Raw genomic sequence first — 25,803 nt, forward strand, 5'->3', positions numbered from 1 at the left:
CGTCGATGTTATTTTGTTATACAGGTGTTCGTGCTGGAGCGCTTCTGAATACATGAACAAATGTGCCCTTGATGAGATGCGAACATGAGTGAAAAGAGTATTCTGGATAGGCTAACGGTAGCTGTCACCGAAAGCTCCGACATGGAAGAATTGGTCCGGCCTTTCCTAGAGATTTTAGAAGAAGTGACTGGGCTTGAATCAACCTACCTGACCCGAATAGATAAGGACAAGGGTCGTCAATACATCGTCTTTTCCCACAACACTAAGACACATCAGCTAAACATACCTGAGGGACTGTCAGTTGATTGGAGTGACACGCTCTGTAAGCGTGCCTTGGACGAGGAAAAACCATTTTCTAACGACGTGGCAGAATCCTGGAGTGACTCAGAAGCGGCATGTGAACTGGGCATTGGGACTTACCTGAGTGAACCAATTTGCCTGGACTCTGGTGCTCTGTACGGGACTTTGTGCGGTGCCAGTGGATCTCGCGTAGACGTCAGTCCAGAAGCCGGCAGGTTGTTATCCCTGCTTGCCAAGCTTATTTCACGCCAGATTGAACGCGACCTTCTTATTAAACAGTTGAAAAGAGAAAACCTGGCATACAGTACACAGGCACTTTCAGATCCGCTTACGGGCATTCCAAACCGACGAGCCCTTTTTGAGGAGCTGTCGAGAAGCCTCGCCTACAGGCAGCGTAGCGGTGAAGAGCTGTTTCTTGCATTCATTGATCTCGATGGTTTTAAAGGGATTAATGATCAATATGGACACGACGCAGGAGACCGTTTTTTGCTTCAAATCGCACAGAGGCTCACAAACCAATTAAGAGAAAGCGACTTCGTGGCTCGGTATGGAGGTGACGAGTTTGTTTTCGTTGGTCACGCAGAAGGTCGTGATCCAGCTAAGACTTGTCGGATTATTCGCGAGCGAATTGAGGAAGCAACATCTGGAACGTTTGACCTGAATGGCGAGAGCTTGATTTATAAGGGTGCCAGCGTCGGTGTCGTAGTATCTGTTCCGGGAGAGACGGATCGTGAAGCTCTTATTGCGCGAGCTGATCAGGAAATGTATCGCGTCAAGCAATCTCGCAAGCAAAGCTGATTTTTGTCATCTGTTTAGAATCCTCAAAGGGCCGTGGAGTCTCTTGAAAGCCTATATAAATCCACCCTGCTCCGTTTTTCAATGGCAAGGTCGTTGGCAGCCTCAGCATTCCAAGCTTTTTCGATAACTTCGATGTCGATCTCGGCGAGCTGACGAATAGCGATCTGGTTGAAAAGCTTGAAAGTGTATTGAGTGCCTTTGCCTCTGAACCCCAGACCGCCTGAAGAAAGCACCAGCGACCAAGCGGATGGTTGAAGTTATATTCCATCTGTCTGGGCTAGATTCAGAGACACAAAAAATCCGGCCCCGTGGGGCCGGACATCACGATCACTGTTTAGCCCTAGATTTCTCCAGAGCTGGGTTCGTTGCCTTTAAATCGCCTTCCTAACAACATCTTGGCGCCCTGCTCTCACGAGTGTGAAAACGGAACTCACAAATACCCAGCCGAATCCAATCACGCCAACATTAATGCCAAACGCAGTCTTCTCAGTACCATCCGGATGCACCATTGATCCGCCATACAACCCCTGCATGGCATAAGCCGCCAGGAACCCACCGGTGATTAATAGTGCGATCACACTCGCTTTGCCTCTGCCATCGGCAGACACCCAGGTAAGCCATAGCGCGACCGCTCCAAGGGAAGAGTTGGTGATCAACTGCCAGACTTCGTGCAATTTTGCGTGGGCTACCCAGTCCGGATTGAACACGTGGGTGTCGTTAATTTCCAAATACGGGACAGCAATTGCGTAAAGCACAATTGATATTGTTAACAGTATCTTATCGAGCATTTTTAATATTCTCTGTGCTATAGACTTGGGAGGGTACGAGGTTTGACAGCCGCTGTTAACGACTGTCAAAACAGTAGGATTTCGCGGGCGCTGCTGCCTCTAGCGTTCTTCCCAGATACCGGTCCCGGCCGCTTCCTCTGCGAACACAGCAAAGTCTTTCGGTGGTCTGCCAAGAGCCTGTTGAACGCCGTCAGTCAAATGGGCGTTGCGGCCATCAAGAACCGTTGCGAAGAGATAATCCAGCATCCAGACCACATCCTCGGGCGCTCCAGCGTTCTCCATCTCGGTGATAAAGGCCTTGTGCGGCACGTCTATGAATGAAATTTCGCGACCGGTCGCGCGGGAAAGGTCCTTGGCCACGTCGGCGAAGGTCATGAGGCGTGGCCCCGTCACTTCATAGATACGGCCGTTGTGGTTGTCTTCAGTCAGCGCAGCAACAGCGACGTCTGCAATGTCATCGACATCAACGAAAGGCTCGACCTGGTCGCCCGCTGGCAGGGTAATAGCACCATTTAACACCATGTCGATGAATGCGCCTTCAGAAAAGTTCTGGTTGAACCAGCTTGCGCGGACAATGGTCCACTCGAGGCCAGATTCCTGAACAATGGCTTCGCAGGCTTGAGCCTCGGCTTCGCCACGCCCGGACAACAGAACGAGTCGCTTCACTCCGCGTCGCTTTGCCAGGCCAACGAAGGCCTGGATGGCGTCCGTGGCGCCCGGCATCGCGAGGTCCGGCGAGTAGGTAATGTAGGCTGACGTGACACCAGTAAGGCAGGCATCCCACCCTTTCTCGTTGCCCCAATCAAAAGATGGGATAGCCGAGCGGGATCCCACTCGAACCTCGTAACCGCTATCTTTCAGCTGATCAACGACGCGTTTCCCGGTTTTCCCGGTACCGCCTACAACAAGAATGGTTTGATGTGCCTGGTTGGATGATTTCATTGACTTGCTCCCTTTGATGTAAGTGCAAGTCTATTCTCGTGAAACAGCGTCGCGTGTTATTGCCTCAGCATGTCAGAGTTTGTGCAGAGGGCGACAATTTAAGACTCAGCACCGACGGTAGGAGAGTCGATAGGATCGAGGCGTCTGCCCTGCCCAACGCTTGAAAGCACGAGTAAATCCACTCTGCTCCGCAAAGCCGGTCAAAAAGGCCACTTCGGCAAGACTGTAATCTGTCTCCCGGAGCAGCCTTTGAGCGAGATCTCTCTGCGCCATATCAACAACGTTCTGAAAGGAGTAGCCCTGCTCCGACAACCTCCTCTGCAACGTCCGGGTGCCCATTTTCAGTTCGGACGCAATCCGCGACAGCCTGGGCACACCCTCACTGAGCACGTTCACTACAGCGCGCCTGACTTGTTGCTGCAGGTCGATGTCGCTTTTGAGCGAATTCAGTTGCTGTTCAAGATGTTGGTCAAAGAACCGGGCAATCGTCTCGTCGCCCAGTTTATTGGGACTTTCAATACTTTCTTTACTCGCAAGTACAGCATCTCGTCCAGTCTCGAAATGAACCGGGCAACCGAAATGGGTTTCGTAAACTCTGGTATCGCCCCTTGGCGCATGCTTGAAACAGATCGCCAAAGGAACAAAGTTCGACGAACTGACTTCTCTGCTGATGGTGTTCACCGCAGCCATGCTGGCCTCATTAGAAAGCAGCATTCCAGGGCAACCATCGCCAGCCTTCTCAAGGTTAAAGAGGACCCCCTCCGCGGTTTCCTCAAGCGAATACGTCTCTGCACTGCCTAGAACATGCCCGTACCGCTCTGCCCGTTTGAAAGAGCCGCGCAGGGTCGGCGCGGATTTCCAGGCCAGACCGAAAGCGCCGTACTCGTCGCTTCGCATCGAGGCACCGATCTCAAGCGGTAATAGAAGGCCGTTGGGGTCACGATCAACCAAAGCAGCAAAAAAATCATAATACTCCGATGAGGACACCATCTGGGTCGGATCGATGGGGCACTCCATCGAAAGGCCAAGTTTGCCCATCAAGTCCCCCGTTTCGACACCCGGGGTTGCCTGACTTAAGACTTTATAAACATACAGTGACGTTATTTGGGCCATGAGGACATAAATAATCCAAACTCGAGTGATTGTGCAACTTCTTGAGCCGGGAGAGATTCCAGTGCTTTTTCGTAGCTCACCTTATTGTCTAGCTCATCCTGCGAGAGGATCCGCGGGCCCTCACGAGACGAAAAGCGTCGTCTCTGGCCCATCATGTAGCGATACATCTTTAGAGCGAAGACGAGGTATATGGATAAGAATGGCAGGAAGAACCACAACGGCTCACTGAGATAATGCTGCATGAGGCGCCATACAATCATGTTTTCCAGCGTCATCCCCATTGGATAGAGCACTATAAAACCGCTGTATCGGAGCCACGCCCAAACACGGTTGGTTTTTTGGAGGTAGTAAAGGTAGCGCAACGTATCCGCGCCGGCCCACGCCACGCCCAAGAGCATAACCATCCAGTGCGGCCCCACCGGCAGGAAAAAGAACAGTAGACCAGAAACTGCGATCCGGGCACCAACCTGAATACTGCTTGCGGCCAACGTTGACCCTGTACTGCCTTTGGCGGCCGAGATAACCTCAATCACAGCCAATATCTGAGACAAGGCTATGGCGAGCACTAACCAGATAAGTTTGACCGATCCAGCCACTGACAGGATCAACACCAGCACGATCAGGCCCTGTAAGATCAGCTGGGCGAGGTTATAGCGAGTTCTTGCTTTCGGCTGCATACAGTGCCCTCAAATACACCTAACCGTTCAATAAACAACTGGTTGTTTACCCCTTTTCCCTGGATATAGGGGTATGTCCATACGCGCGGTAATGGTTTCTGCCTACAAACCAGTGCACATCTTCCTCGTATACTAATAGTGAGCTTACACACTAGTTTCGGCAATACTTCTGAGTAAATGAGGTCTAGCCGACAACGGATCGTTTGGAGGTTTTACCCCATGAACATTTTTCCCTTAATTACTCTGTTCGGCGGCTTGGCAGCATTTTTCACCCTGGCAGTTGCCCTGAGGTTCGTAGTTGCAAAAACCCAAACGCCCGCAAAACAAGAGGGCAAACCGTTGGCCGGATAAGGATCAACGGTTTGTCAGGTGTAAATCAAAAAAGGGTGGCCCTGAGGGTCACCCTTTTTTACACGTTATTCTGGACAGGTTATTCGAAACCTTCCAATACAATCTTACCTATCGCTGTGCCACCTTCCAGCTCGGCGTGCGCTGAACGTAGGTTCCCCGAATTGATCAGCCCGAGATTCTTTCCGGCGGTTGTGCGAATGTGACCCTCGTCGACCAGGCTCGCGACTTTTTCCAACAGATCATGCTGTACCTGCACATCATCGGCGCTGTGCATGGAGCGAGCGAACATGAACTCAATATGAAGCGACAGGCTCTTCGGCTTGATTTTCATCACATCCAAAGTGTTCGGGTCGTCAATCATGGCGATTTTGCCAAATGGCTTGAGCAACGCCACGTAGTCATCGAAGTACTGCTCCGTCGCATTAAGGCTCGCGACATGAGTAATGGGACTGATTTTGTTGTCAGACACGAGCTGGTCAATCTGCTTCTGCAGAGACTCGCGGTGGTTTATCACGAAATCTGCGCCCAGTGATTCAACCCACTGGCGAGATTCAAGCCGCGAGGCCGTGGCAACCACGGTGGCGCCTGTGAGTTTCTTGGCCAACTGGATCAGTATGGAACCAACGCCACCAGCCGCGCCAACTACCAGAATAACGTCTTCAGTTGGACTGATTTTCTCTGGTTGCTGCTGGTCGAGGCCCAAATGGTCGAAGAGCATTTCCCAAGCGGTGATGGTAGTCAACGGCAGTGCTGCCGCCTCCGCATCACTCAGGCTAGCAGGCTTACGACCTACAATTCGCTCATCAACGATCTGATACTCTGCATTGCTCCCCTGGCGGGTAACATCGCCTGCGTAGTACACCTCATCGCCTGGTTTGAATAATGAAACGTCCTCGCCCGTCGCGATAACTTCGCCGACGGCGTCCCAGCCCAGAATTTTAAATTGCCCTGCTTCAGCCGCCGCCCGCTTCCGCACCTTGCAATCAACCGGATTGACGCCAATCGCCCTGACCCGCACCAGGAGGTCTCTGCCCTCGGCAACTGGATTGGGCAGCTCAACATCCTGCAGCGATTTCGGATCGTCGATGGGTAGTGACTCAGTGTATCCGACAGCTTTCATGCTTTTCTCCAAAACAGGTTTCTAATGACGAGCAGTTTGACCGACCTTTACACTATGAAAAACAGGCCAATCCCATAAACATATTCAAAGAATTTTTGAAAATGACATTCGACGATCTTACCGTTGTGCTCAAAGTAGCGGAATTCAGGAACATTTCGGCGGCCGCCACCAGTCTCGACATGCGCCCGGCAACGGCCAGCGCGGCGGTTAAACGCGTTGAAAAGTCGCTAGGGGCTGAGTTGTTTGTTCGCTCAACCCGACAGCTTCGACTTTCAGCCGCTGGGGAAAAGTATCTGCCTCAATGTCAACAAGCTCTGGCATTGCTGGACGAGGCCCGCCAGAACATCCGGTCAGGGACGGAGGCCGTGGAAGGAGAGATTCGGCTTTCAGTGTCATCCGATCTGGGGCGAAACCTGGTGGTTCCCTGGATAGATGAACTCTTGGTGTTCCACCCGGGGCTCAGTCTGCGGGTTCAGATCACAGACAGCAATGTAGATTTTTTCCGGGATTCGGTCGATATGGCTCTTCGCTACGGGTCACCCGATGATTCCAATCTGTATGGCTTCAAGATCTGTGATGTCCCTCGCCTATTGTGTGCGGCACCGAGTTACCTGAACGAGCGTGGCGTGCCGATGCACCCAAGGGATCTTGCAGGGCACAACGGGCTGTTTTATCAGCTTCAGGACATCCCCTACGATCTGTGGGCTTTCAAGAAAGGCGACGAAGAATTCCGGGTGAAAATGAGGGGCAACCGGGCGTCTAACGATGGCGACCTGGTAAGACGGTGGTGCGTGGCCGGTCACGGCATTGCAGTGAAATCCTGCCTGGATATGTCGCACGATTTGCTCTCTGGCCGAGTCACCAATGTCATGCCGAGCTATGCCCCGCCCGTCTCTGAATTATGGTTGATTTGTCCAACACGCCAATCCGTGACCCCATCCGTGCGTTTGCTGCGGGATACTCTGAAACAGAGGTGCCACGCGCTCATTGAGCGTATGACCCAAAAAGGTATTATCTCTTCTGACGTTTAATATGCCCTGGCAGAGCATTCGGAAAGCGGCTCGACGATTGGCGAACGCAGGACGCTAGCCGTCTTACACTGTGCGCAAGGACTCGCCGTCTACTTTCTTGTTATTCCAACTTTCTACCCAGCCGGGAACGGCATTGCTCGGCATCGGTTTGGCAATACCGAAGCCCTGGCCGAAATAGCACCCGATTTCAATTAACTTTGCGCTGTGTTCTGCGGTCTCTACTCCCTCGGCAATGACTGCAAGATCAAAGGAGCTAGCCAGACCCAGCACGCCTTGTACGATTGCGAAATCGTTTGCGTCTTGTAGCATATCGCGAACAAAACTCATATCGATCTTCAGACGCTCGACCGGCAACCGGCGGAGGTAAGACAGCGACGAGTACCCGGTCCCGAAATCATCCAGCGAAAAGCTTACTCCCATCCGCTGGCATTCACTTATTAAGCCAGACACTGTCTCAAGGTTTTCTAGCGCCGAAGTTTCAACAATTTCCAGTTCCAGATCTCCAGGGCGCACTAATGGATGCTGTTTCAATATGTCTCTCAGACGGCTGGCGAAGTTAAGTTGTCGGAGATGAAACGAATTAATATTCACACTGATTGGCATATGAATGCCCTGCTTTCGCCACTCATCCATTTGCGACAACGCACTGTTCAGAACCCACTCGCCGATTTCCACGCTCAGGACATGGTGCTCAATCAAAGGCAGAAAATCGCTCGGCGGAACCAATCCCCGAGTGGGATGAGTCCAACGTATGAGCGCTTCCGCCCCGATGATTTCAGTGGTTTTCAGGTTCACCTTCGGCTGGTAGAAGAGCGAAAACTCGTTGTTTTTAAGGGCAGCGCCAATTTCAGCCACAATTTCATGGAATTGCCGAACGGCCTTATCGTTATCCATGTCAAAATACTGGTAGCAGTTACGCCCACGTTGCTTTGCGGCATACATAGCCTGGTCCGCCTGTCGGAGAACCTGGTCAGCGTCGAGCGACTCTTTCTGGGGATAAAAAGCAACGCCTATGCTTGCAGTGATTTGCAGTTCGCGATCGGCCAACAGGATTTTCTCCTCGACGGCAGTAAGAATCCGTCGCACAACGTCATCAACGGTTTCTGCATTCTCCAGCTCTGGTAAAACAACCACGAACTCATCGCCGCCAAATCTGGAAAATGTGTCGGTATCTCGGAGCTGGCTCGAAATGCGACTGGTAACAACCTTCAGCAACTCATCACCAGCCTCGTGCCCCATCGTGTCGTTCACTTTTTTGAAACCATCAAGGTCGATAAAAAGAACCGCAAGGCGGTCCCGGTTCCTGTCAGCCTTCCGCATAGCCTGATCCAGGCGATCTCCCAGCAACACCCGATTTGGCAACTGCGTAAGCCCATCATAGTGGGCCATGTTTTCGAGCTGACGTTGGTATTCCTTGAGTTCAGTAATATCGCTTATCAAAAATATATACCCACTGGGTTCTCCCAGCTCGTCAGGTATGGTGCTGATACTTAGCGAGAGATAAACCTCCCGTCCGTTTCCATTCTTGATCGAAGTTTCGCCTTGCCACTGGCCAAACTGATTCAGTGCGCCCACTACACTTGATGAGAAAAGGGCAGTACCCTGATTTGAAATGAAGCTGTTAGCCTTCTGGCCGATGATTTCGCTGCCAGTGAAGCCAGTAATCGTAGAAAAAGCAGCATTGACATCCAGTACCAGAAAGTCCGCATCGGTGATAAAAATCCCCTCATCAACGCAACTAAAAACGCTGGCAGTTTCCTGCAATTTTCTGTCGGACCAAAAACGTTCCGTAGCTATCGCAATCAACTGACTGGCTCGGTTGCCAAACTCCAATTCCCGGCCGGGATGAGTGTTCCTGTAACGGTGTAAAATTCGGAAAGTCCCCATATGCTCGCCACTTGAGTTAACTATGGGGATTGAGTGCAATGGACTTTGGGAAGGTAATCGATAATTGCCGTCTTCAATGTTTAAATAACAGGCTTTGGGCAGGTAACTATTGTCCCCGCATCCACTTCCACCCAATTCAATAACACACCTCACCGGAAGAACTGATTCAACATTGTGCAAAACGGTTTGGTAAATATCTTCCAGTGATTCTTTCTTCGCCAGTTTTTCCAGCGCTTCACGGCCAAACAGTTCAAGTTCCTTGATTTGCTTTTGTTCAGTCACATTGTAGTGGTCAACTAATCCCGGACAGTATTTTAAGGTTTTCCTCTGCTGCAACGGGAGAGATGCCACCGTTGAACGTATGAGGTCTTTGCCGGTTGTAGTAGTCCATCAGATAGCCACCCACATCTTTTTTGGCCTCGGGCAGGTTCGGATACCCCGGGGCCGGTATCCATTCAGATTTCAGGCTCCGGAACAGCCTCTCCATCGGGGCATTGTCCCAACAGTTGCCACGTCGGCTCATGCTTTGTGTCATTCGATAACGCCAGAGCCTCTGGCGGAACTTACGGCTGGCATACTGACTTCCCTGATCCGAGTGGAACATGACCTTCTCTGGCTGACCACGCTGTTCCCACGCGTGGTCCAGAGCTTTGACCACCAAATCGGCATCGGGGCTGGATGACATCGCCCAACCAACAACGCGGCGGGCATACAGATCCAGCACGACAGCCAGATAGCTCCACCGCTGGCCGCTCCAGACATAGGTGATGTCACCACACCACGCCTGATTGGGCCGGTCTACCGTAAACTCACGAGCCAGATGGTTCGGGATATCCGGCCGCTCAACGGTCGACTGCTTGTAGGCGTGAGGACCCGGCTGCTTACAGATCAGCCCCAGCTCACTCATCAATCGTCGAACCTTGAAGCGACCAATGACAACGCCGTCGTCGTTGAGCATGCCTTTGATTGTCCGGCTGCCAGCAGAACTGCGGCTCTTGGTAAACAGGCGGTTCACCTGAGCCTTCAGGGCCAGACGCTCAACATCCACGTGCTTCCGCCGTTGGCGATACTCGTAATAGCTGGAACGGCTGATATCGAACGCATTGCAGACCATTTCAACAGGCACTTGCTCACTCAACTGGTCTATCAGCGCGTACGATTCATGTCGTCCGACATCAAGAGAGCGGTAGCCTTTTTTAGTATGTCTTTCTCCTGCTCAAGGCGCTTGCAGCGGGCTTCCAATTCCTGAATCCGACGCTGCTCCGGGGTTAAAGCCTTACCCTTTGGGGTGACACCGTCACGCTCCTCGGTCAGTTGGTTAACCCAGCGCCGGATAGCGCTTTCACCAATTCCCAGGGACACGCTCGCCTGGGGAATCGTGTAACCTTGATCCAGCACCAGGCTGGCTGCTTCCTGTTTGAACTCAGGAGAAAAAGAACGTCGCTTTCTGGTCATCAGACACCTCGTTTATGGTGGCGATCTTACCACCTACGTTGGTGTCCGGAATCATTGAACCACTACACATCCGTTTCAACCGCAATGTAGCCCTGACTCTTTCCGCTCTCCCCTCTCAATGGCTCGCAATTGATGTGAACCCAATATGGCCGACCATCTTTGCCATAGTTGACCATTTCTTCATCAAACTTGCGCTCCTCCGCAAGCGATGAACGAATTCTGTCCACCGTTTCCGGGTCTGTACCAATGCCCTGGAGTATCGCTCCAGGTTTTTTCCCTTTCATGTCTTCTATGGAGTAGCCAGAGATCTTGCCAAAACCCTTGTTGATCCACTCAACCTCACCTTCGAGGTTAGTAATAACAATGCCATTCGTTGAGCTGTCCAACGCTGCCGACAGTCTCCAGATCGGAGCCGTCAGCACTCGGCTCAAAACCTGCGAGACAATTATTCCCAACACTAAGAGGACCCCGAGCAACAGCAGAAGGTTAAATGTTGCCTGCGCCATTTTTTCCGCAAATGGGGCTGCCGGAGTTTGAATCACCACCCACAGTGGCTGACCGTTTTCGATGGCTTGCACCATCTGATATCGGCCCTGTCGAAGACGCTGGACAAACGAAAGGTCGCCCTCTGGTTCAATAAATACCAGTTCCCCTTCGCGGGAGTTGGCAGGCACTTGATCACTATTCTTCAGCCATGGGTCCCGTTTGCTGGCGACCGCTTTACCTGATTGGTCAAGCACGGCAAAGGAAAGGGAGTCGTCGATCCTCGGACGGGAAGTGAACTCATCCAGCACATCATTTGCTGGTTGTCGTGACAACTCAAGGTCAGTCGCAAGGTGATTAAGAGGCCCGGAGAGCGTCGCTTCCAAGCTTCTCTCAGTATTACGCTCGTCGGTTTTACTGGACTGGATGATGGGAAGAGTTCCAGCACCCAGCGTTAAAGCGACCATTGAGTAGAAGAGAATGTCCTTTATCTGTTTGTGTCCCAGATAAAATGACGAGAGTTTCCCTTGCGCGATGTTCACTATCAAAACGATGAAACTGGCAAGGAGAACATTGAAGATGGCGTTGATAAATTGCTTCAATGCGATGAGAGCCGAAGAGTCAATTGACAGTTCGATGGCCTGAGTAAGGTAAAGCAGGGTAATTGGAAAGCCCAGACAGCTCCAAAAGAGAACATCTGACGCAAGAAGGGATTTATTGAGGCGTCTGTGAAGGAAATAGACAACGATCGCTTCCAGAACAAACACGACCGATGCGTAAAAATGATCCCAAATCACCCAGGTATAAAGCCCACCTGCGAGTGCGACGATCACCGATGATCTGGGTCCCAGGTAAGAGATAGCAACGAACACGAAAATCGTGCCGAAAATCAAATCGACACCGAACGCGAGTCCGACCGAAAGCATGTTGCCCAGGCAAGCCAGAAAGGAAAGAAGAAGGGTCAGCCCAACACTTTGTAGGTCCGGGGAGAACAAACCAGTATGACGAGCCATAGGCGCTTCCCCTCGGAAACAGGCTTTTCGTTTATTGGTTATTTTTGTCTAAAAGAACCCAAGCACTGTTAAAATTATAGTGTTCCCTTCAGCATTTGGATTAACCCGCCACAACCGGACTTCAGGCCCGAATGCAAGGGGCTCGCATCAGCCGCCTGGATTGCTGGCCAGCTCCTTCAACGCTCTAATAGCCTCTTCGGTCCGGTCACTCGGTACGAACATATGATCATGGTAGAAACCGGCGATCACATTTGTCGTGATCCCCCGTTCAGCCAGCAGGCTAGTTACCACAGATGTAAGGCCCAGGGCTTCAAGGCTGGAGTGTCCCTCCAGAGTGATTCGCCGGAATACCCTGTAATAATCCAGGCCCTCTGCTTTGGCCTCTTCCAGGGGGATTACCAGGGTCAGCCCCTCAAGTTCGGCAATACTGACAATAGGTTTCAGGTGCTCCAGCTCACCATACTTCGCTTTCTCTACAGTGCAGTAGACGTAGTGAGTTGGATCAACGGTTGGCGAAAGCTGTTTGATTAAATCCTGCAGAAACTGAGTTCGCATCATCTTTTCCTTTCCTCTAGCCGAATATCGCGCACATATGACAATCTAGCACCGTTTTGAGCCGCTCATTGCAAACTGGTGCTTTCCTGGTGCAGCCATCGAACTGCAAAGCCTTTCATTCCCTTAGTGATGAGACTTCCCCGATAATCCATGAAACAAATGCCCGAACCTTATCCGTTCGAAATTTCGCCTCCGGTGCCACCAGGTAGTATTGGTACTCCGCAGGAACCGAGAAATCCATCGGGCACCTGAGCAGCCCGGTTTTCAGGAGATCGGCCACAAGGCTGTACCGCATCAATGCAATTCCCCTGCCCGCAAGCACCGCTTCCACGAGCGTCGCTCCCTCGTTAACCCTCAGTATGATGGAGGAATCGGGTATTTGGGTGCCGAGTTTTTCCTGGAAGTCAGTCCACGAGCTCGCCAGATCGGCTGATTCATCGATAAGCCAGGGCAGGCGCGCCAGTGATTCCCGGGTTACAGGCTTGTTGTCAACGAGCATGCCATGACAGACAGGCATCAGTTTTTCTTCCAGCAATAGCCTTGATTCGAGCCCGGGATAGTCGCCTTTCCCAAAACGAATCGCCAGATCGACCCCATCTCCCTGAAAACTCGCCAATTGCAAATTGGGTTGAAGGCTAAGCCTGATTTCCGGATGAGCCCGCTGGAATGACTCGATCCTTGGAACAAGCCAGCGGCTAGCGAAGGATGGAACGGTTGCGACGGTCAATCGTCCTGGATCTGAATCGGGCCGGAACAGGGCAACCCCTCTTTCCAACTCCTGAAAGCCCGTTTCCACATAGCCTGAGAGCATCCTGCCCTCTTGGGTCAATTCCACTTCGCGCGTCATGCGAACGAAGAGCTTCAGGCCCAGAAAATCTTCCAGGCCGCGAATATGAGTGCTGACGGCTGCCTGGGAAATACTCAGCGCCTCGGCCGCAGACTTGAAGCTCAGCTCCCTGGCCGCGTATCGGAACGCCTGCAGCGCCCGCAGAGGAGGGAGTTTCTGCATTCACCTGCTCTCCCATAGTTAACTTTTAATTAAGCATAGACCAGTTTTATCCGTTTGTTCCAGGAACCGGCCACTGAAAGAATCAGGTGATACAAACCACCCGAGGAACATCACATGAAAATTGAAGTCCCCATAGTCAGCGCCTTTGTCGACGGCGATGCTGGCGGAAATCCGGCAGGTGTCGTGTTGAACGCCGAACAATTCAGTTCTGAGCAAAAGCAGAACATCGCTGCGGCAGTCGGATTGTCAGAAACCGCTTTCGTTTCACCTTCCAAATCTGCAGACATCAAGCTGGAATTCTTCACGCCAACCCAGCAGATCGCTCATTGCGGCCACGCAACAATTGCCACCTTCAGCTTTCTGAAACAAAACGGCTTGTTGGTTCGCGATCGGTCATCGAAAGAAACAATCGATGGCCTGAGATCAGTCAATATGGAGAGCGACTCGGCCTATATGGAGCAAAGAGCACCCAGGTTCGAAACGCTTAGCGAGGATGATCTGCAAGCAACCCTCCAGTCCCTTGGCCTGGCGGCCGACGATCTGATCGAAGGGGCAGAGCCGATGTTGGTCAACACCGGCAATAGCTTCGTCGTCATCGGCATTCGAGACAGCAAAACGATCAAAGGTCTGAAGCCGGATTTCGACCTCATTGAGAAACTCAGCGAATCCCTGGATCTGATCGGATTCTACGTGTTTTCCCTCGATGGCGTTGGCGATGGGAGGGACGCAGGAACCCGCATGTTTGCACCCCGCTATGGCATCCTGGAGGAGTCTGCAACGGGAATGGCGGCGGGCCCGCTCGCCTGTTATCTGCGTGAACAATTGGGCATGCAAAAGCACGAGTTCACAATCGAACAGGGACGCTGGATGGCCACACCCTCACCGAGCGTTATCAATGTAAGGCTGACCATTGGAAACGACAACGGGATCGAAAACCTGTTCGCGGGTGGTCGGGGATCAATCAAAGAAGTTGTTCACCTGGACCTATGATGATTTGAAGACGAGCGCTATAAGCAAGAATGCGCTCGTCTAAACCCATCACCTGACTTGATGTGTTGTATACCGCAAAGCAATTTTTTCTGAAGACGGGAAACCAAGAGAATAACCATCAAGCCAATACGGCGATGCTGTTTAACTTAACTCTCTTGAAAGGTGGAATATCACATGAACGCAATCAACAAGTTCTTTCTCGTTTTCTCTGTCGTCGCTTTCTCTGCTTTCGCACAGGCAGAAGGTGTAAGCCAGGAAGATATCGATCGTGGCAACAACCCGGCCATCGAAACAGTCGAGCTCGGTATCAGCAACTAAGCTGAGCACACCGAAAAGGGGCGGTCATTACGACCGCCCCTTTTTTTTGCCTGCCTCTTGATCCTGTTTCCTGCGCCGCGCTTGAGGGAAAATGGAGCGGCAGAACGCCGCTCTTCAGATGAAAGACACCAGCACCAACAGTCCGAAAAACACGCTGATAACAGTCGTGACACCAGAAAGGTCCGCGCTGCCGGTGTCGCCTGTTACCCAACGACGCGCAGCTTTCAGGAAACGTTTGGGCGTGTAGATGTTCTTGCGGTAATTGCTCTGATAGTAGTGCAGTAGAAACAACGGCATGGATTCCTTGTCGAAACGGTGCCACAGCTTCAGAACGCCGAGGATATCCTTGCGACAGGCCCAGCTCTGAACGGACGATGGCAGCCAGCTCAAAGGAATCGCCGAGCCGAAATCGATGATGGCCGGGGAACCCTGGCCAGATACCAGGATGTTTCCGGAATTGCCCAGATCCATATGCACAACGCCATGCTGATGCAACGTTTTTACATCGCTGAACAGCTTCGAAAAGAAGTTTGCAGGCACGCCATTGCTTGCCGCGACATCTTTTATCGACTTCCCTTCAATCAACCGGTAATGGATTGTCGGAGAGGTGTCGGACCGGCGACTTACCTGGTCTGGAGTGAAGTCGAGATGCTCGACTTTTCTTAGCATCCTGAATTCGTGAAACGCCAGAAATCTGAAGTAGTTTCCCAACAGGCCGTGGGAAAACCTGAACGCCTTGTAGACGTGTCTGTTGCCGCTGGCGTCCGCATCAACGGAGATGATTGGCTTATACCATTTCTGGTTTGCGGCATCGTTGACTTCGATGGGCTCCAGGCCGGACCCCATTGACGGGCAGTTCACTTGACCGTTCATACCCTCCTCCCAATTCGTGAAGAACGCAGATAATTGGGGCAAGAGGACCGAACTGGGCGTCTCCCAACCGGCACTCATGCCAATGCCGCTGCTAGCGTCATCTGGGGAGCATTATTGGGAGTTTCCGGGATCCTGAATAATTCCGTTGCTGTATCTTTGTCATCACGAAAAATGATGACTGCCTCTGGCCAACCGCTCAGGCGATGGCTTTTGTAGGCGAATGACCGCAAGGCGAGTTGGTCATGATGTCATGCCATCGTTCGCGCAGCAGCCGCTCCACGTGGTCCCGCAACCAGACAATGCCGGGGTCACGATCATGGCGCGTGTGCCAGATAAGGTACAGGCTGGTCGGGTCGACTTCGAAAGGAAGCTGCCCCATCCACAGGCCATCCACGAACCCACAATCCTGGCTGATCAATTCGGGAACCGCGGCGATGAGATTCGAATCCCGTAGAACCTGGGGAACAATCGAAAAATGGTTGACCGTCGCGGCAATGCGCCGGTTCTGGCCCTTCTGGTCGAGGTAGCTATCCACGAAGCCATGGGCATCGCCGGACATTGTCACCAGCAGGTGCCGGGCCTCGAGAAATTCCTCCATGGTAATCTGTCGGCCAGCCAGGGGGTGGTCGGCGCGCATCGCCAGAACATAACCGCCCTCAAAAAGCCACGTACTGCGCAGACTGTGATCATGTTGGGTCAGCATACCGACCGCCAGATCCACGTGGGCCTCGCGCAAGTCGTCGTAGGTGCCTTCGGGCGTATAGGGCACCGCGTGGATATCAACACCAGGCGCCTGCTCCTCCAGCAACTCAATTAACTGGCGCCAGATCATTTCGACAGTCACATCCGTCACGGCAATCCGGAATTTTCGCTTTGATGTGGCCGGATCAAATTGCGTGGCGCTGACTGCGTTGGTCAATGCGTACATATGGTCGCCTACCTGATCCCACAGGCTGAGCGCATAGGATGTTGGCTCTATATTGCGGCCCTTTCGCACAAACAATGGGTCGTTCCAGATCTGGCGCATCCGGGAAATCGCATTCGATACCGCAGGCTGGGTCATGGCAAGCCGATCTGCTGCGCGGGTTACGGAGCGCTCGGTCATGATCGCATCAAAGATGTACAGCAGCTGGAGTTCTTGCGTTTTCATTCAATGTTCCTGGGGAATGGGTCCGGTCAAGTCTGGCTTGGAAGTGCCTGGACCGCAATTGCGGTATGTATTTAGGCGTGGTTTTCTTGAGTAAGAAGCGAAGAAGCCTCCCGATCGGGAGACTTTGGGTAAGGTTTACAGATTCCCTTTTACGAAAGTTCTCAGCTCACTCAGGCTCCCAGCTCCGGTCTTTTGGGCAACAACGCCGCCTTCTTGAAACAGCGCCAGAGTCGGAATGCCCCGGATGCGCATCTTTGCCGTTATATCGGGGCTGTCGTCCACGTTCACTTTGGCGATGGTCAACTGCTCGCCAAATTCATCAGCGATTGCCTCCAGCATGGGGGCGACGGTCTTGCAGGGGCCGCACCAGGGCGCCCAGAAGTCGACCAGTACGGGGCGATCACTCTGAACAACCGCTTGTTCAAAATTCACATCTGTTACTTCTATCATGTTGCTCATCGGCAAACCTCTTCTCTGTAAAAACCTGTTTCAAACACTGAAGCCTTCTGTTGGCGAAAACCAATAGCGGGACTGTATAAGTTGTATTTCTTCTGATGATGATTCCCTCCCCGGCTCTTACAGTCGCATGCTAAAAACCAGCCCACCCCACGCCAGCGTGCGGTTCCCTGTACCGGATTTGATTTCGGAACTCTGTACACGCAGCACATAACTCAATTCAGTGCCTGCCAGGAAGCTGTGGGTGTAGCCCGCCCACACTTCTGCCAGCAGAATGTTCAGATCGTTGGCATCCAGTTCGTGGTCTGAGTCACGAAACTGCCCCTGAAGAAAAGCGTTATAGGCCCGAGCTTTTACCGACAAGCCGCCCCAGAAATAGTGTTCACGTCCCCCTGGAGCTGATACCCCGGGCGCTCGTTCGCCGTAAGCCATCAACTCCGGATTAAAGCGGTTATCCGGGGAGGAAATCAGACCATCCCGGAAGACGAGTGCCGCACCAAACTCAGTCAGGTATCCGGCTGATCCAAAATACGTCACTTTGAACTGTTGGTCTGATTCGCTGGCATCCAGATATTGGTGGTACGCCGCAGAGTACCGGAAAGTCGGTTCACCACCATTCGAGATCTGATGATCCCAACCGTTCGCACGATCGCTACCCACTATTTTATGCACCGCGTTCTGGCCGGATTTGAAGATATCAAGCCCGAGTACGCCGACCGTCATAGATGTTGTCCACCCCGAATCAGCGCCTGGCGTCTGATAGCTCTGGCTTGAGGATAAGTAGACCAGGCTGCTGTATGGTCGATCGCTACGATCAATTGCCGATTCCTTGATTTCCTCGGGCGTAAAGCCATAAACCCCCAGTTCAAGTGCGGTACTCCCCGGTTCTCCAATCTCCCCGCCCAGTAGAGGCAGCACAATACTGTCCAGCCCCTGACTCACTCTGGACGCTGGGTTACGGATGAAATCCTCTGAATTGGAGGAATAGGTAATAGCAACACCGGCTGTGTAATCCCGATCTGTCTGTGTGGGCGCAAACAGGTCATTATCAGTAGAGAGCGCTAGCACAGAATCAGCAGACTCGGCCTGCACAGTTGAAGCCATCGCCACAGCAAGAAAAGGAACGGTCAAGAAGCGAAAATTCATAGCCAACTCCGAATGTGTGTCGGAAAAAACGTTGGCTGCTATTTTTCGAATACCGGGCCCGCACGACTAATCAAGCGTAGATATTTAAAACATCACTTTCGCTTATAAATAAGTAGTAATACGAGTGCCTTTTAGAGGCTTACGGCCACGCTTCATCACTGAAAATGATGCTTTCCATACTGTTTCAGAATTATTCCTTGACCTTCTCCATCCACATAATTCGCTCATCTGATATCCGAGCCATTGGGGCCTCGGAGTCAGCTGAACCGACTAACACTATGGAGAATTGAAAATGCGTAAATTTGCACTGATTACCCTCGCTTCACTCGTTACCATCGCTGCCCTGCCCGCCCATGCAACCCTGGCAGACCGGAAATCCGACGAGCCTCGTTCCGAGCAGGCCCAACCCGCGCCCTATAGTGGCCAGATCGTGATTCGTGGCGAGATCCAGAACCGGGACGCTAACTACGAGAATGCAGAACCGGCGCCTTACAGCGGCCAAATTGTCATTCGTGGTGAAGTACGTTCCGGGACCCACGGTTAAGCGTTAGAAGTTTCATCTGCGTCTTGGCACCAGGGACGGTGCGTTTTTCCTGATCCGATACCATTTCGGACTAAGGCCTGAACGGTGAATTCGAAAATTCAACAATTTCCTTAATGACCTCAGGTTTTTGCAAAAGCCGGCTATGGCCATAACCCGTTGTATGGGTCAAACGGCTCCTCGGAAACGCCGCGTGCAGTGCCCTGGATTCCGCAACCGGAACCTCGGTATCCCGGTCATCGTGAATCAACAACACGGGTGTTTCGATCGAGGGGGCCAATGCAACAAGATCCAATCGGTCAACACTCAATCCCACCGTTTTTTCCATGTCGTTTACGAACAGGCGTTTACTGCGTTCCCCAAGGTTTACGAAACGGGCGAACCGGCTCAGAACCCCCTCAATCGTTGCCGGTCCAGAAACCAATACGAGACGTTCAAAACAGTTTCTGGTGGATTGGGCATAAACAAGCGCAGCGGCTCCCAATGAATGGCCAACCCCAACGTCGAAAGACGAGCCAGCGTATTGATGGGCTTCCAGTACAGCCTCGATAAACCGCCCCGGATGTGATTCGGTGGCCGGCGACTCACCGTGCCCTGCCGGATGCACCGCGTAGATGGTGTATTCCTGGGGATCAATCTCACTGATCAGATCCTTGAATTGCCCGATCCAGCCGGACCACCCGTGCAAGAGCAGGATTTTCTTTGGGCCAACTCCGTAGATCGAGAGTAGACCGTCATTATTGAGCGGCACGACTCGTTCGAACAGCGTTCGGGATGAATTTCTGCGTTCTGTCTTGATTCGTGGGCTGGTCATAAGTTCGACAGCTTTTGAAGCCGCTTTTGCTGGCATCAATCGGCTGTAGAAACCGAAAGCAGCCTGGAACACAGTAAGCGAAAGGTTCATGTTCGTTTCCTCAGTCTGATGAACAATGAATCGTCGATTGAGCGGAACCGCTTTCCGTCTCGAATCGGTTTTCATAAAGTGTATATACATTCTAATCAGAGCTGCAAGCAGAATTGTATATTTCTTACCCAACACCACCCCTCGCCAACAGGGTGCCTTTGAAACAGATGGACAACTATTCCAACCGTCCTGCCGCCTCCGGTCTGCCTGAAGAACAGAGAATGGCAGGCACATTCACTACGAAGGAGACAGTCCATGTCCGTCAGTTCGCAAACCACATCGTTCTCTCTTTACCACTATCGCGCGTGCCCTTTTTGCGCATATACCCGCTCTGCGATGAAGCACATCGACATCGAAGTGGAGGAACGTGACATCGCCAGAACCCCTGCCTACCGGGCAGAGCTGATCAAAGGCGGAGGGCGGGCACAGGTTCCCTGCCTGAGAATCGAATCAAACGGCAAGGTTCGGTGGTTGTATGAGTCCCAGGATATCGTCCGCTACCTGCAGCGCCATGCCGCCCAGTCGGCTGATCAAAATCAAACCGCATGAACGGTCCTCATAACCTACAGGAAAGTAAAAATGCTCAAACGAAAGGTTGATGTTGCCATCATTGGCACGGGCACGGCTGGTATGGGTGCCTACCGCGAAGCTCGCAAATTTACCGACAGCATCGCGCTGATTGAGGGCGGCCATTACGGCACCACTTGCGCGCGTGTCGGCTGCATGCCCAGTAAGCTTTTGATTGCCGCGGCAGAAGCCGCCCACGGCGCAAAGCATGCGGGGGTTTTCGGGCTCAATGTCCCGACCGTTGAGACTGACGGTGCGGCGGTCATGGATCGCGTGAAAAAAGAGCGCGACCGTTTCGTGGGGTTTGTTGTTGAAGACGTCGATGAGTTTGATGATAGCCACAAGGTCCGTGGTTACGCTCGCTTTCTCGACGCCCATCGTTTGCAGATTGATACCGGGCTCGAAATTACCGCCGACCGGGTTGTTATCGCAACGGGTTCCAGACCATTCATTCCTGAAGTACTCGAGGGTGCGGGCAAACGCCTGCTCATTAACGACGATGTATTCGAACTGGAGCAACTTCCGCAATCCGTGCTCGTGGTCGGCACAGGCGTTATTGGACTCGAGTTAGGGCAGGCTCTGAGCCGGCTACACGTTGACGTTACAATGCTGTCGCGCAACGAATCGATTGGCGGAATTGCCGACGACGAAATTCGTCAGATTGCAGCGGATACTTTCCAGTCTGAATTTGACCTGATCCTTCACGCGGATGTCCTCGGAGCAAAGGAAACCCTGAACGGAGTGCAGGTGACCTACCGCACGTCCGGAGGTGTGGTTCATACAGTCGTGGTGGACTATGTTCTGGCAGCGACCGGTCGAATTCCGAATACTGACAAGCTGGGCCTCGAGAATACCGGCATTGAACTGGACGCCCGCGGCGTTCCTGGCTTCGATCATTACACCTTGCAGACCCGTGAGTCGCACATATTCATCGCAGGTGATGCTAACAACGAGCTGCCCTTGTTGCATGAAGCCTCAGATGAGGGGCGTATCGCAGGCCGTAACGCCGGCACGTTTCCCACGGTAGAAGCGGGTCATCGTCGTGCCGCGCTGGGCGTTGTCTTTTCCGACCCGCAAATTGCCAGTGTCGGCAAACGAGCGCACGAACTGCTGGCCGACAGCTTCATCTCCGGAAAGGTGAGCTTCCACAATCAGGGAAGAAGCCGCGTAATGGCCAAAAACCAGGGCATGCTGAAAGTCTACGCCGATAAGAGCACCAGCACGCTGATGGGCGCTGAAATGTTTGGGCCAGCAGCAGAGCATATTGGTCACCTGCTGGCCTGGGCCGTGCAGCAGTCTCTGACGGTGAACGAGATACTCGGAATGCCTTTCTATCACCCTGTTATTGAAGAAGGTGTTCGCACCGCCTTCCGGGATGCTGCAGAAAAGCTCAGACAGGCCGAACGTAAGGAGGCGCCTCATGCAGCTGCTTGAACTGTTTAAGCGTTATTACACACAGGCGACAAGAGTTGCCCTGGTGGTGGGTACGATTCTGTTACTGATAAATCAGCACGATGCGCTTTTTGGATATCAGGACATTCAATGGCTGCCGGCAGTCTTGACCTACTGCGTTCCATTTTGCGTTTTCATGCTTGGCAAATGGTCCAGCGACCGGGATTGTGAAAGGTCCTCTGGCCTCAATGTGCCAATTTCAAGGTACCGTTGAACCCCGAATTTCGCCGCACAGTTTTTTTCAGTGCGGCGAAATCATCCTTGAGGCAATTGCCTTTGCCTTCAACGCCGCATCCAGATCGCCTTCAACGTGCGCTTTAACGATGGCACCCTCTTTAAGCAAAAACAGCGCATTGGCCAGTTCATCTGCTTCAGTCTCTGAAGTACAGATTTCCAGAGCGTGCCGCTTCAGTAGCTCAAAAACTTTTGTTTTATGAGCCGCGCAGCGTCTGTGGACCGGGTGGTCCGGGTCGCTGTACTCACCGCAGGTGTTGATGAAAAAACAACCGTAGAAACGCTGGAGTGACGGAACTCGGTCATTGAACCAGTCGTGAACCGCATCAAACATCTCCATCAGAGCCTCTCTTCCCGCCGGCTGGCTGTTCATTCGCGAGTCAAGCCATTGGAAAAAAAGTTTGTCCCGGTGCTCAACGGCAGCCTCTACAAGGCTGTCTTTGCTCTCAAAATGGTTATAGAGCGTTTGCTTTGCAACACCCGCTTCCTGCAGCACCTGGTTAATGCCGATGGCGTGTATTCCATGTTCATAAAACAGTCTTAGTGCTGTATCGATCAGATCCTGTCTGCGTCCCATCGGTAAACCTCCACCTTTTTCATTGAATATATCTTGACCAAATTAGACAAACCTGTCTACTATTAAAAATAGACCGACTTGTCTACTTCGGGAAATGCCAGTTTGGGAAGCGAAGCAGGGTATTTTTTGACTGGTGTTGTTGTCGGTTTCATTTGCGAACCACCAATGAAAACGGCATGGAGACAAGCAGGATGGACATTCAAATTAAAGTCACCCGGAAGGAAACGGCTTTTGAGCATGAGGCAGGCTTGATTGATGGCTTGCAAGCGGGCCATCCGAAGGCCTTTGATGAAGCTTACCGGAGATACCATCCGGTAATGCTGCGAGTGGCCGCCAAGTACACCTCTGCGGCCGTTGCTGAAGATATCGCGCAGGAGGCCTGGATGGCTGCGATTGGAGCCATCGCGTCGTTCGAGGGCCGTTCGTCGCTGAAAACCTGGCTGTGCCGGATCGTCACCAACAAAGCCTTCAACACCTACCGTGAAAACCGAAGGGAATTTCCTGCTTCGCCAAGCCTCGCTCTGTTATCCGATAACTCACCAGACAACCAATTTGGTGGCACCGCCGGGCATCTTAGCGAACCGGAGTTGGCTACCCAGACTGCAAAGGTTCAGGAACGCATTCGCGTAGAAATGAAGAATATGAACCGGGATTACGCCAACGCGATTCTGCTAAAGGGCATGAGCGCGCTCACCGGTTCGCAGGTTTCGGATGTGCTGCAGATCTCCCATGGAAATCTGCGAGTCATCCTGCACCGTGCACGAAACGAGCTGGCCGCCCTGCTCTGATCCAGGCGGCCGCACCAATCTGTTTGCCAAGAAATGGAGAACCAACATGACTTCCCAACGTCCACCACTGCCACCCTTCACCCGGGAAAGCGCCATTGAAAAAGTTCGCCTTGCCGAAGATGGCTGGAACAGCCGGGATCCGGCAAAGGTTGTCCTCGCCTACACCGAGGACACACGCTGGCGTAACCGGGCCGAGTTCGCCAACGGCCGGAAGGAGGTCGAAGAATTCCTCACCCGCAAATGGAATCGTGAACTGGATTACCGTCTGATCAAAGAACTCTGGGCCTACACCGACAACCGCATTGCCGTGAGATATGCCTATGAGTGGCATGACGACAGCGGAAACTGGTTCCGCTCCTATGGCAATGAAAACTGGGAATTCGATGCGGACGGTCTCATGCAGCGTCGATTCGCATGCATCAACGACAGCCCCATCAAAGAGTCAGATCGGCTTTTCCGTTGGCCCCTGGGGCGCAGACCGGATGATCACCCGGGGTTGAGTGATCTGGGGCTGTGATACTTTATATAGCTGGCGGACTATTAACTCTCAGAGCGCGGTCGCTGCCCTTATGCCTGGAGCACGGCCGCTAGCTCGTTTCTCGCTCGATGCAGTATGACCCGGAGGTTTCCGTGAGAAATCTGCAACACCTCAGATACCTGCGAGCCCGTCAGTTGGGTCATGCCTTTCAACAGAATCGCGTGGGCGTGATCCCGGTTCATATTCTTCATTTCAATCCGAATGCGCTCCCGGGCCCTGGACGTCTGCACAGCCAGTTCCGGTTCGCTGAGATGACAGGAAGCACTGACACCCTGGTTCTCGGCTGATTGGTCTGACAGCATTGCAAGGCTGGGCGTCGCAGGGAATTCCGGCCGCTTTTCCCGATAGGTATTGAACGCTTTATTGATCACGATCCGGCACAGCCAGGTTTTCAGGGACGAACGGCCCTCGAACGACGCGATGGCTCCAATGGCGGCCAACCAGGCCTCCTGGGCAATATCTTCGGCAACGGCCGCAGAGGTGTACTTGGCGGCCACTCGCAGCATTACCGGGTGATACTTCCGATACGCTTCATCGAAGGCTATCGGATCCCCAGTTTGCAAGCCCTCTATTAAATCAGCCTCGCGCCCAAAGGCGGGTACTTTCTGAATGTTTTTTGGTTGGATATTCATGCTGCACTCCTCCAGCTCCGCCTCGGGGACACATCGCGATAGATCAGTTATGCATCCACATTAGAGGGATTCAGAGATGGCAGCATGCTTCTGGGTGAATCTTCTTTGAACTGTCCGTGCAGGCTTGTTCACTTAGTCGTGAAGAACTAAACCTTCATTCGAAGCATGCCGAAATTCGTAGGGGGTCAAGCCAAACTCGGACTTAAAACGTCTGCTGAAGTGAGTGGGATGCTGGAAACCCCAGCCAAGCGCGATTTCCGTGATCGTTCGGCCCGTCATCGCAGGATTCGAAAGATCCCGCCGACAGCGCAGCAGGCGCTGGCTTATCAGATACTGCAATGCAGTTTGCCCTTCCGATTGGAAAAGAGAATGCAGGTGCCTCAAGGAAATTTGGTGCGCAGAGGCAATGCTCTGGAGGGATAAGTCCGGATTACTCAGATGTTTATCGATGAAACGCTTGATCCGAATCAGTTGATGCCGTTCATAAAACTCGCCTCGACTGGTCGGCGGTCCGAGAGTACTGACCAGTGTGCCCATCAGCGCATCCGTTAAAGCGTCGCTGTTCTCCAGCCTGCCGGCTAAAAATTGCGGCGCCATTGATTGTATCAACGCGCACAACAATGATGCTGTGGTGGAGTCTCTGGCAAATTTGTTGTCAATGAGATGCCAGGAGCCTGGCAGCCAGTTCCTCAAACGCGCCAGAGGCATCAGCACCGAGATCTTGTGCAGCTTTTCCGTAACATCGAATGTCATTGGGCGCGTTGTATTCCATAAAATAATGTCCCCGGCCGTCAGTTCGAAGCCTTTCGAATCAATCGTGAACCTCTCCTGCCCCGAAAGAACCAGTTGCAGGATGACTGTCTCCAGGTCATCGCCGGATATTTCTTTAGCCTGGCGAGCACCACCACAGGGGTCGCAAACGCAGTTGACGACTCCGAAGTTACCAACGGAACGATGGACGACTCCCGCCGTAAAGTCATCAGACGCGGCTTTCCTGGGCCTCCAAAGCCCATAAACAGTCCCCAGTTTTTCAGTCCACTCATCATAGGGAATGGCACTGCCCCCAGAGATGGGGCCTGTTACATCCTGCGTCTGTAACATCTGAGATACCTTTA

General features: G+C 52.6%; 28 protein-coding genes. 10 read left to right on the plus strand and 18 right to left on the minus strand.

Annotated elements, in window-relative coordinates:
- The first annotated feature begins 84 nt into the window (after window positions 1–84).
- A complete protein-coding gene (locus ABNF92_RS00980) occupies window positions 85–1,098 on the plus strand; it encodes a sensor domain-containing diguanylate cyclase (protein WP_291908593.1) in 1,014 nt (337 codons plus the stop codon).
- Window positions 1,099–1,469: 371 nt separating this feature from the next.
- On the opposite strand, the gene ABNF92_RS00985 is transcribed toward ABNF92_RS00980, so the two are convergent.
- The 5 genes from ABNF92_RS00985 to ABNF92_RS01005 all read right to left on the minus strand — a co-directional run bounded on the left by ABNF92_RS00985 (window position 1,470) and on the right by ABNF92_RS01005 (window position 6,089).
- Window positions 1,470–1,886: a hypothetical protein gene (locus tag ABNF92_RS00985; protein ID WP_349343171.1), complete on the minus strand. Its 417-nt coding sequence runs from the start codon at window positions 1,884–1,886 to the stop codon at window positions 1,470–1,472.
- Between the two features lie 99 nt (window positions 1,887–1,985).
- Window positions 1,986–2,828 carry an NAD(P)H-binding protein gene (locus tag ABNF92_RS00990; RefSeq protein ID WP_349343172.1) on the minus strand — a complete coding sequence of 281 codons (843 nt, stop codon included), beginning with the start codon at window positions 2,826–2,828 and terminating at the stop codon, window positions 1,986–1,988.
- Window positions 2,829–2,933: 105 nt separating this feature from the next.
- Window positions 2,934–3,941, minus strand: a complete 1,008-nt coding sequence (locus ABNF92_RS00995; protein WP_349343173.1) for an AraC family transcriptional regulator ligand-binding domain-containing protein — start codon at window positions 3,939–3,941, stop codon at window positions 2,934–2,936.
- On the minus strand, window positions 3,929–4,618 hold the full coding sequence (locus ABNF92_RS01000) for a protein tyrosine phosphatase-like domain-containing protein (protein ID WP_349343174.1): 690 nt from the start codon (window positions 4,616–4,618) through the stop codon (window positions 3,929–3,931). Before ABNF92_RS01000 ends, ABNF92_RS00995 begins: the two co-directional genes overlap by 13 nt.
- 430 nt (window positions 4,619–5,048) lie before the next feature.
- Entirely contained in the window at window positions 5,049–6,089 is a 1,041-nt protein-coding gene (locus ABNF92_RS01005; protein WP_349343175.1) for a zinc-binding alcohol dehydrogenase family protein, read from the minus strand.
- Window positions 6,090–6,190: 101 nt separating this feature from the next.
- Between ABNF92_RS01005 and ABNF92_RS01010 the strand changes: the two genes are divergently transcribed.
- Complete coding sequence (locus ABNF92_RS01010) at window positions 6,191–7,120, plus strand: LysR family transcriptional regulator (RefSeq protein ID WP_349343176.1); 930 nt, start codon at window positions 6,191–6,193, stop codon at window positions 7,118–7,120.
- 63 nt (window positions 7,121–7,183) lie between these two features.
- Here ABNF92_RS01010 and ABNF92_RS01015 read toward each other — a convergent pair whose 3' ends face one another.
- The 5 genes from ABNF92_RS01015 to ABNF92_RS01035 form a co-directional block, all read right to left on the minus strand.
- Complete coding sequence (locus ABNF92_RS01015; RefSeq protein WP_349344048.1) at window positions 7,184–9,289, minus strand: EAL domain-containing protein; 2,106 nt, start codon at window positions 9,287–9,289, stop codon at window positions 7,184–7,186.
- 10 nt (window positions 9,290–9,299) lie between these two features.
- Window positions 9,300–10,462, minus strand: a protein-coding gene (locus ABNF92_RS01020; protein WP_349342704.1) for an IS3 family transposase whose coding sequence is annotated in 2 segments (ribosomal slippage) — window positions 9,300–10,207 and window positions 10,207–10,462 — 1,164 coding nt in all. Because the reading frame shifts where the segments join, the coding sequence is not laid out codon by codon here.
- Window positions 10,463–10,524: 62 nt separating this feature from the next.
- Window positions 10,525–11,958: a PAS domain-containing protein gene (locus ABNF92_RS01025; protein ID WP_349343177.1), complete on the minus strand. Its 1,434-nt coding sequence runs from the start codon at window positions 11,956–11,958 to the stop codon at window positions 10,525–10,527.
- 147 nt (window positions 11,959–12,105) lie between these two features.
- Window positions 12,106–12,513, minus strand: a complete 408-nt coding sequence (locus ABNF92_RS01030; RefSeq protein ID WP_349343178.1) for an ACT domain-containing protein — start codon at window positions 12,511–12,513, stop codon at window positions 12,106–12,108.
- 115 nt (window positions 12,514–12,628) lie between these two features.
- Window positions 12,629–13,522, minus strand: coding sequence for a LysR substrate-binding domain-containing protein (locus ABNF92_RS01035; protein WP_349343179.1), 894 nt, complete (start codon window positions 13,520–13,522; stop codon window positions 12,629–12,631).
- Between the two features lie 114 nt (window positions 13,523–13,636).
- On the opposite strand from ABNF92_RS01035, the gene ABNF92_RS01040 reads away from it, so the two are divergent.
- Together ABNF92_RS01040 and ABNF92_RS01045 are read left to right on the plus strand one after the other, a co-directional pair.
- The gene (locus ABNF92_RS01040; protein WP_209397467.1) at window positions 13,637–14,512 is read left to right on the plus strand and encodes a PhzF family phenazine biosynthesis protein; all 876 of its coding nucleotides are present in this window, start codon (window positions 13,637–13,639) and stop codon (window positions 14,510–14,512) included.
- A 174-nt stretch (window positions 14,513–14,686) separates the two neighbouring features.
- Window positions 14,687–14,830, plus strand: coding sequence for a hypothetical protein (locus ABNF92_RS01045; protein WP_167352731.1), 144 nt, complete (start codon window positions 14,687–14,689; stop codon window positions 14,828–14,830).
- 114 nt (window positions 14,831–14,944) lie between these two features.
- Here ABNF92_RS01045 and ABNF92_RS01050 read toward each other — a convergent pair whose 3' ends face one another.
- The 4 genes from ABNF92_RS01050 to ABNF92_RS01065 all read right to left on the minus strand — a co-directional run bounded on the left by ABNF92_RS01050 (window position 14,945) and on the right by ABNF92_RS01065 (window position 18,455).
- On the minus strand, window positions 14,945–15,703 hold the full coding sequence (locus ABNF92_RS01050; RefSeq protein WP_349343180.1) for a hypothetical protein: 759 nt from the start codon (window positions 15,701–15,703) through the stop codon (window positions 14,945–14,947).
- Between the two features lie 196 nt (window positions 15,704–15,899).
- Window positions 15,900–16,853 (minus strand): LysR family transcriptional regulator, encoded by a 954-nt coding sequence (locus ABNF92_RS01055; protein ID WP_349343181.1) that lies wholly within the window; start codon window positions 16,851–16,853, stop codon window positions 15,900–15,902.
- Window positions 16,854–16,988: 135 nt separating this feature from the next.
- Window positions 16,989–17,312 (minus strand): thioredoxin, encoded by a 324-nt coding sequence (gene trxA, locus ABNF92_RS01060; protein WP_069185233.1) that lies wholly within the window; start codon window positions 17,310–17,312, stop codon window positions 16,989–16,991.
- Window positions 17,313–17,429: 117 nt separating this feature from the next.
- Window positions 17,430–18,455 carry a lipid A deacylase LpxR family protein gene (locus tag ABNF92_RS01065; protein ID WP_349343182.1) on the minus strand — a complete coding sequence of 342 codons (1,026 nt, stop codon included), beginning with the start codon at window positions 18,453–18,455 and terminating at the stop codon, window positions 17,430–17,432.
- Window positions 18,456–18,747: 292 nt separating this feature from the next.
- On the opposite strand from ABNF92_RS01065, the gene ABNF92_RS01070 reads away from it, so the two are divergent.
- Window positions 18,748–18,999, plus strand: coding sequence for a hypothetical protein (locus ABNF92_RS01070; protein WP_349343183.1), 252 nt, complete (start codon window positions 18,748–18,750; stop codon window positions 18,997–18,999).
- Window positions 19,000–19,069: 70 nt separating this feature from the next.
- On the opposite strand, the gene ABNF92_RS01075 is transcribed toward ABNF92_RS01070, so the two are convergent.
- Complete coding sequence (locus ABNF92_RS01075; protein ID WP_349343184.1) at window positions 19,070–19,900, minus strand: alpha/beta hydrolase; 831 nt, start codon at window positions 19,898–19,900, stop codon at window positions 19,070–19,072.
- A gap of 255 nt (window positions 19,901–20,155) precedes the next feature.
- On the opposite strand from ABNF92_RS01075, the gene ABNF92_RS01080 reads away from it, so the two are divergent.
- The 3 genes from ABNF92_RS01080 to nrtS are packed head-to-tail and all read left to right on the plus strand — an operon-like array spanning window position 20,156 to window position 22,133.
- Window positions 20,156–20,449, plus strand: coding sequence for a glutathione S-transferase N-terminal domain-containing protein (locus tag ABNF92_RS01080; RefSeq protein ID WP_349343185.1), 294 nt, complete (start codon window positions 20,156–20,158; stop codon window positions 20,447–20,449).
- A 30-nt stretch (window positions 20,450–20,479) separates the two neighbouring features.
- A complete protein-coding gene (locus tag ABNF92_RS01085; protein WP_349343186.1) occupies window positions 20,480–21,901 on the plus strand; it encodes a dihydrolipoyl dehydrogenase in 1,422 nt (473 codons plus the stop codon).
- A complete protein-coding gene (nrtS, locus tag ABNF92_RS01090) occupies window positions 21,888–22,133 on the plus strand; it encodes a nitrate/nitrite transporter NrtS (protein WP_209397485.1) in 246 nt (81 codons plus the stop codon). The genes ABNF92_RS01085 and nrtS overlap by 14 nt, the downstream gene beginning before the upstream one ends.
- A gap of 27 nt (window positions 22,134–22,160) precedes the next feature.
- Here the strand turns inward: nrtS and ABNF92_RS01095 are convergent, their stop codons facing one another.
- The gene (locus tag ABNF92_RS01095) at window positions 22,161–22,730 is read right to left on the minus strand and encodes a TetR/AcrR family transcriptional regulator (RefSeq protein ID WP_349343187.1); all 570 of its coding nucleotides are present in this window, start codon (window positions 22,728–22,730) and stop codon (window positions 22,161–22,163) included.
- Window positions 22,731–22,921: 191 nt separating this feature from the next.
- On the opposite strand from ABNF92_RS01095, the gene ABNF92_RS01100 reads away from it, so the two are divergent.
- Window positions 22,922–23,518 (plus strand): sigma-70 family RNA polymerase sigma factor, encoded by a 597-nt coding sequence (locus tag ABNF92_RS01100; RefSeq protein WP_349343188.1) that lies wholly within the window; start codon window positions 22,922–22,924, stop codon window positions 23,516–23,518.
- Between the two features lie 46 nt (window positions 23,519–23,564).
- The gene (locus tag ABNF92_RS01105; protein ID WP_069185240.1) at window positions 23,565–24,035 is read left to right on the plus strand and encodes a nuclear transport factor 2 family protein; all 471 of its coding nucleotides are present in this window, start codon (window positions 23,565–23,567) and stop codon (window positions 24,033–24,035) included.
- A gap of 50 nt (window positions 24,036–24,085) precedes the next feature.
- Here ABNF92_RS01105 and ABNF92_RS01110 read toward each other — a convergent pair whose 3' ends face one another.
- Together ABNF92_RS01110 and ABNF92_RS01115 are read right to left on the minus strand one after the other, a co-directional pair.
- The gene (locus ABNF92_RS01110) at window positions 24,086–24,688 is read right to left on the minus strand and encodes a sigma-70 family RNA polymerase sigma factor (protein ID WP_069185241.1); all 603 of its coding nucleotides are present in this window, start codon (window positions 24,686–24,688) and stop codon (window positions 24,086–24,088) included.
- Window positions 24,689–24,820: 132 nt separating this feature from the next.
- The gene (locus tag ABNF92_RS01115) at window positions 24,821–25,789 is read right to left on the minus strand and encodes a helix-turn-helix domain-containing protein (RefSeq protein WP_349343189.1); all 969 of its coding nucleotides are present in this window, start codon (window positions 25,787–25,789) and stop codon (window positions 24,821–24,823) included.
- Window positions 25,790–25,803 lie beyond the last annotated feature (14 nt).

The sequence above is a fragment of the Marinobacter sp. MMG032 genome (assembly GCF_040112695.1).
In the GTDB taxonomy this organism is placed as follows: Bacteria; Pseudomonadota; Gammaproteobacteria; order Pseudomonadales; family Oleiphilaceae; genus Marinobacter; species Marinobacter salsuginis.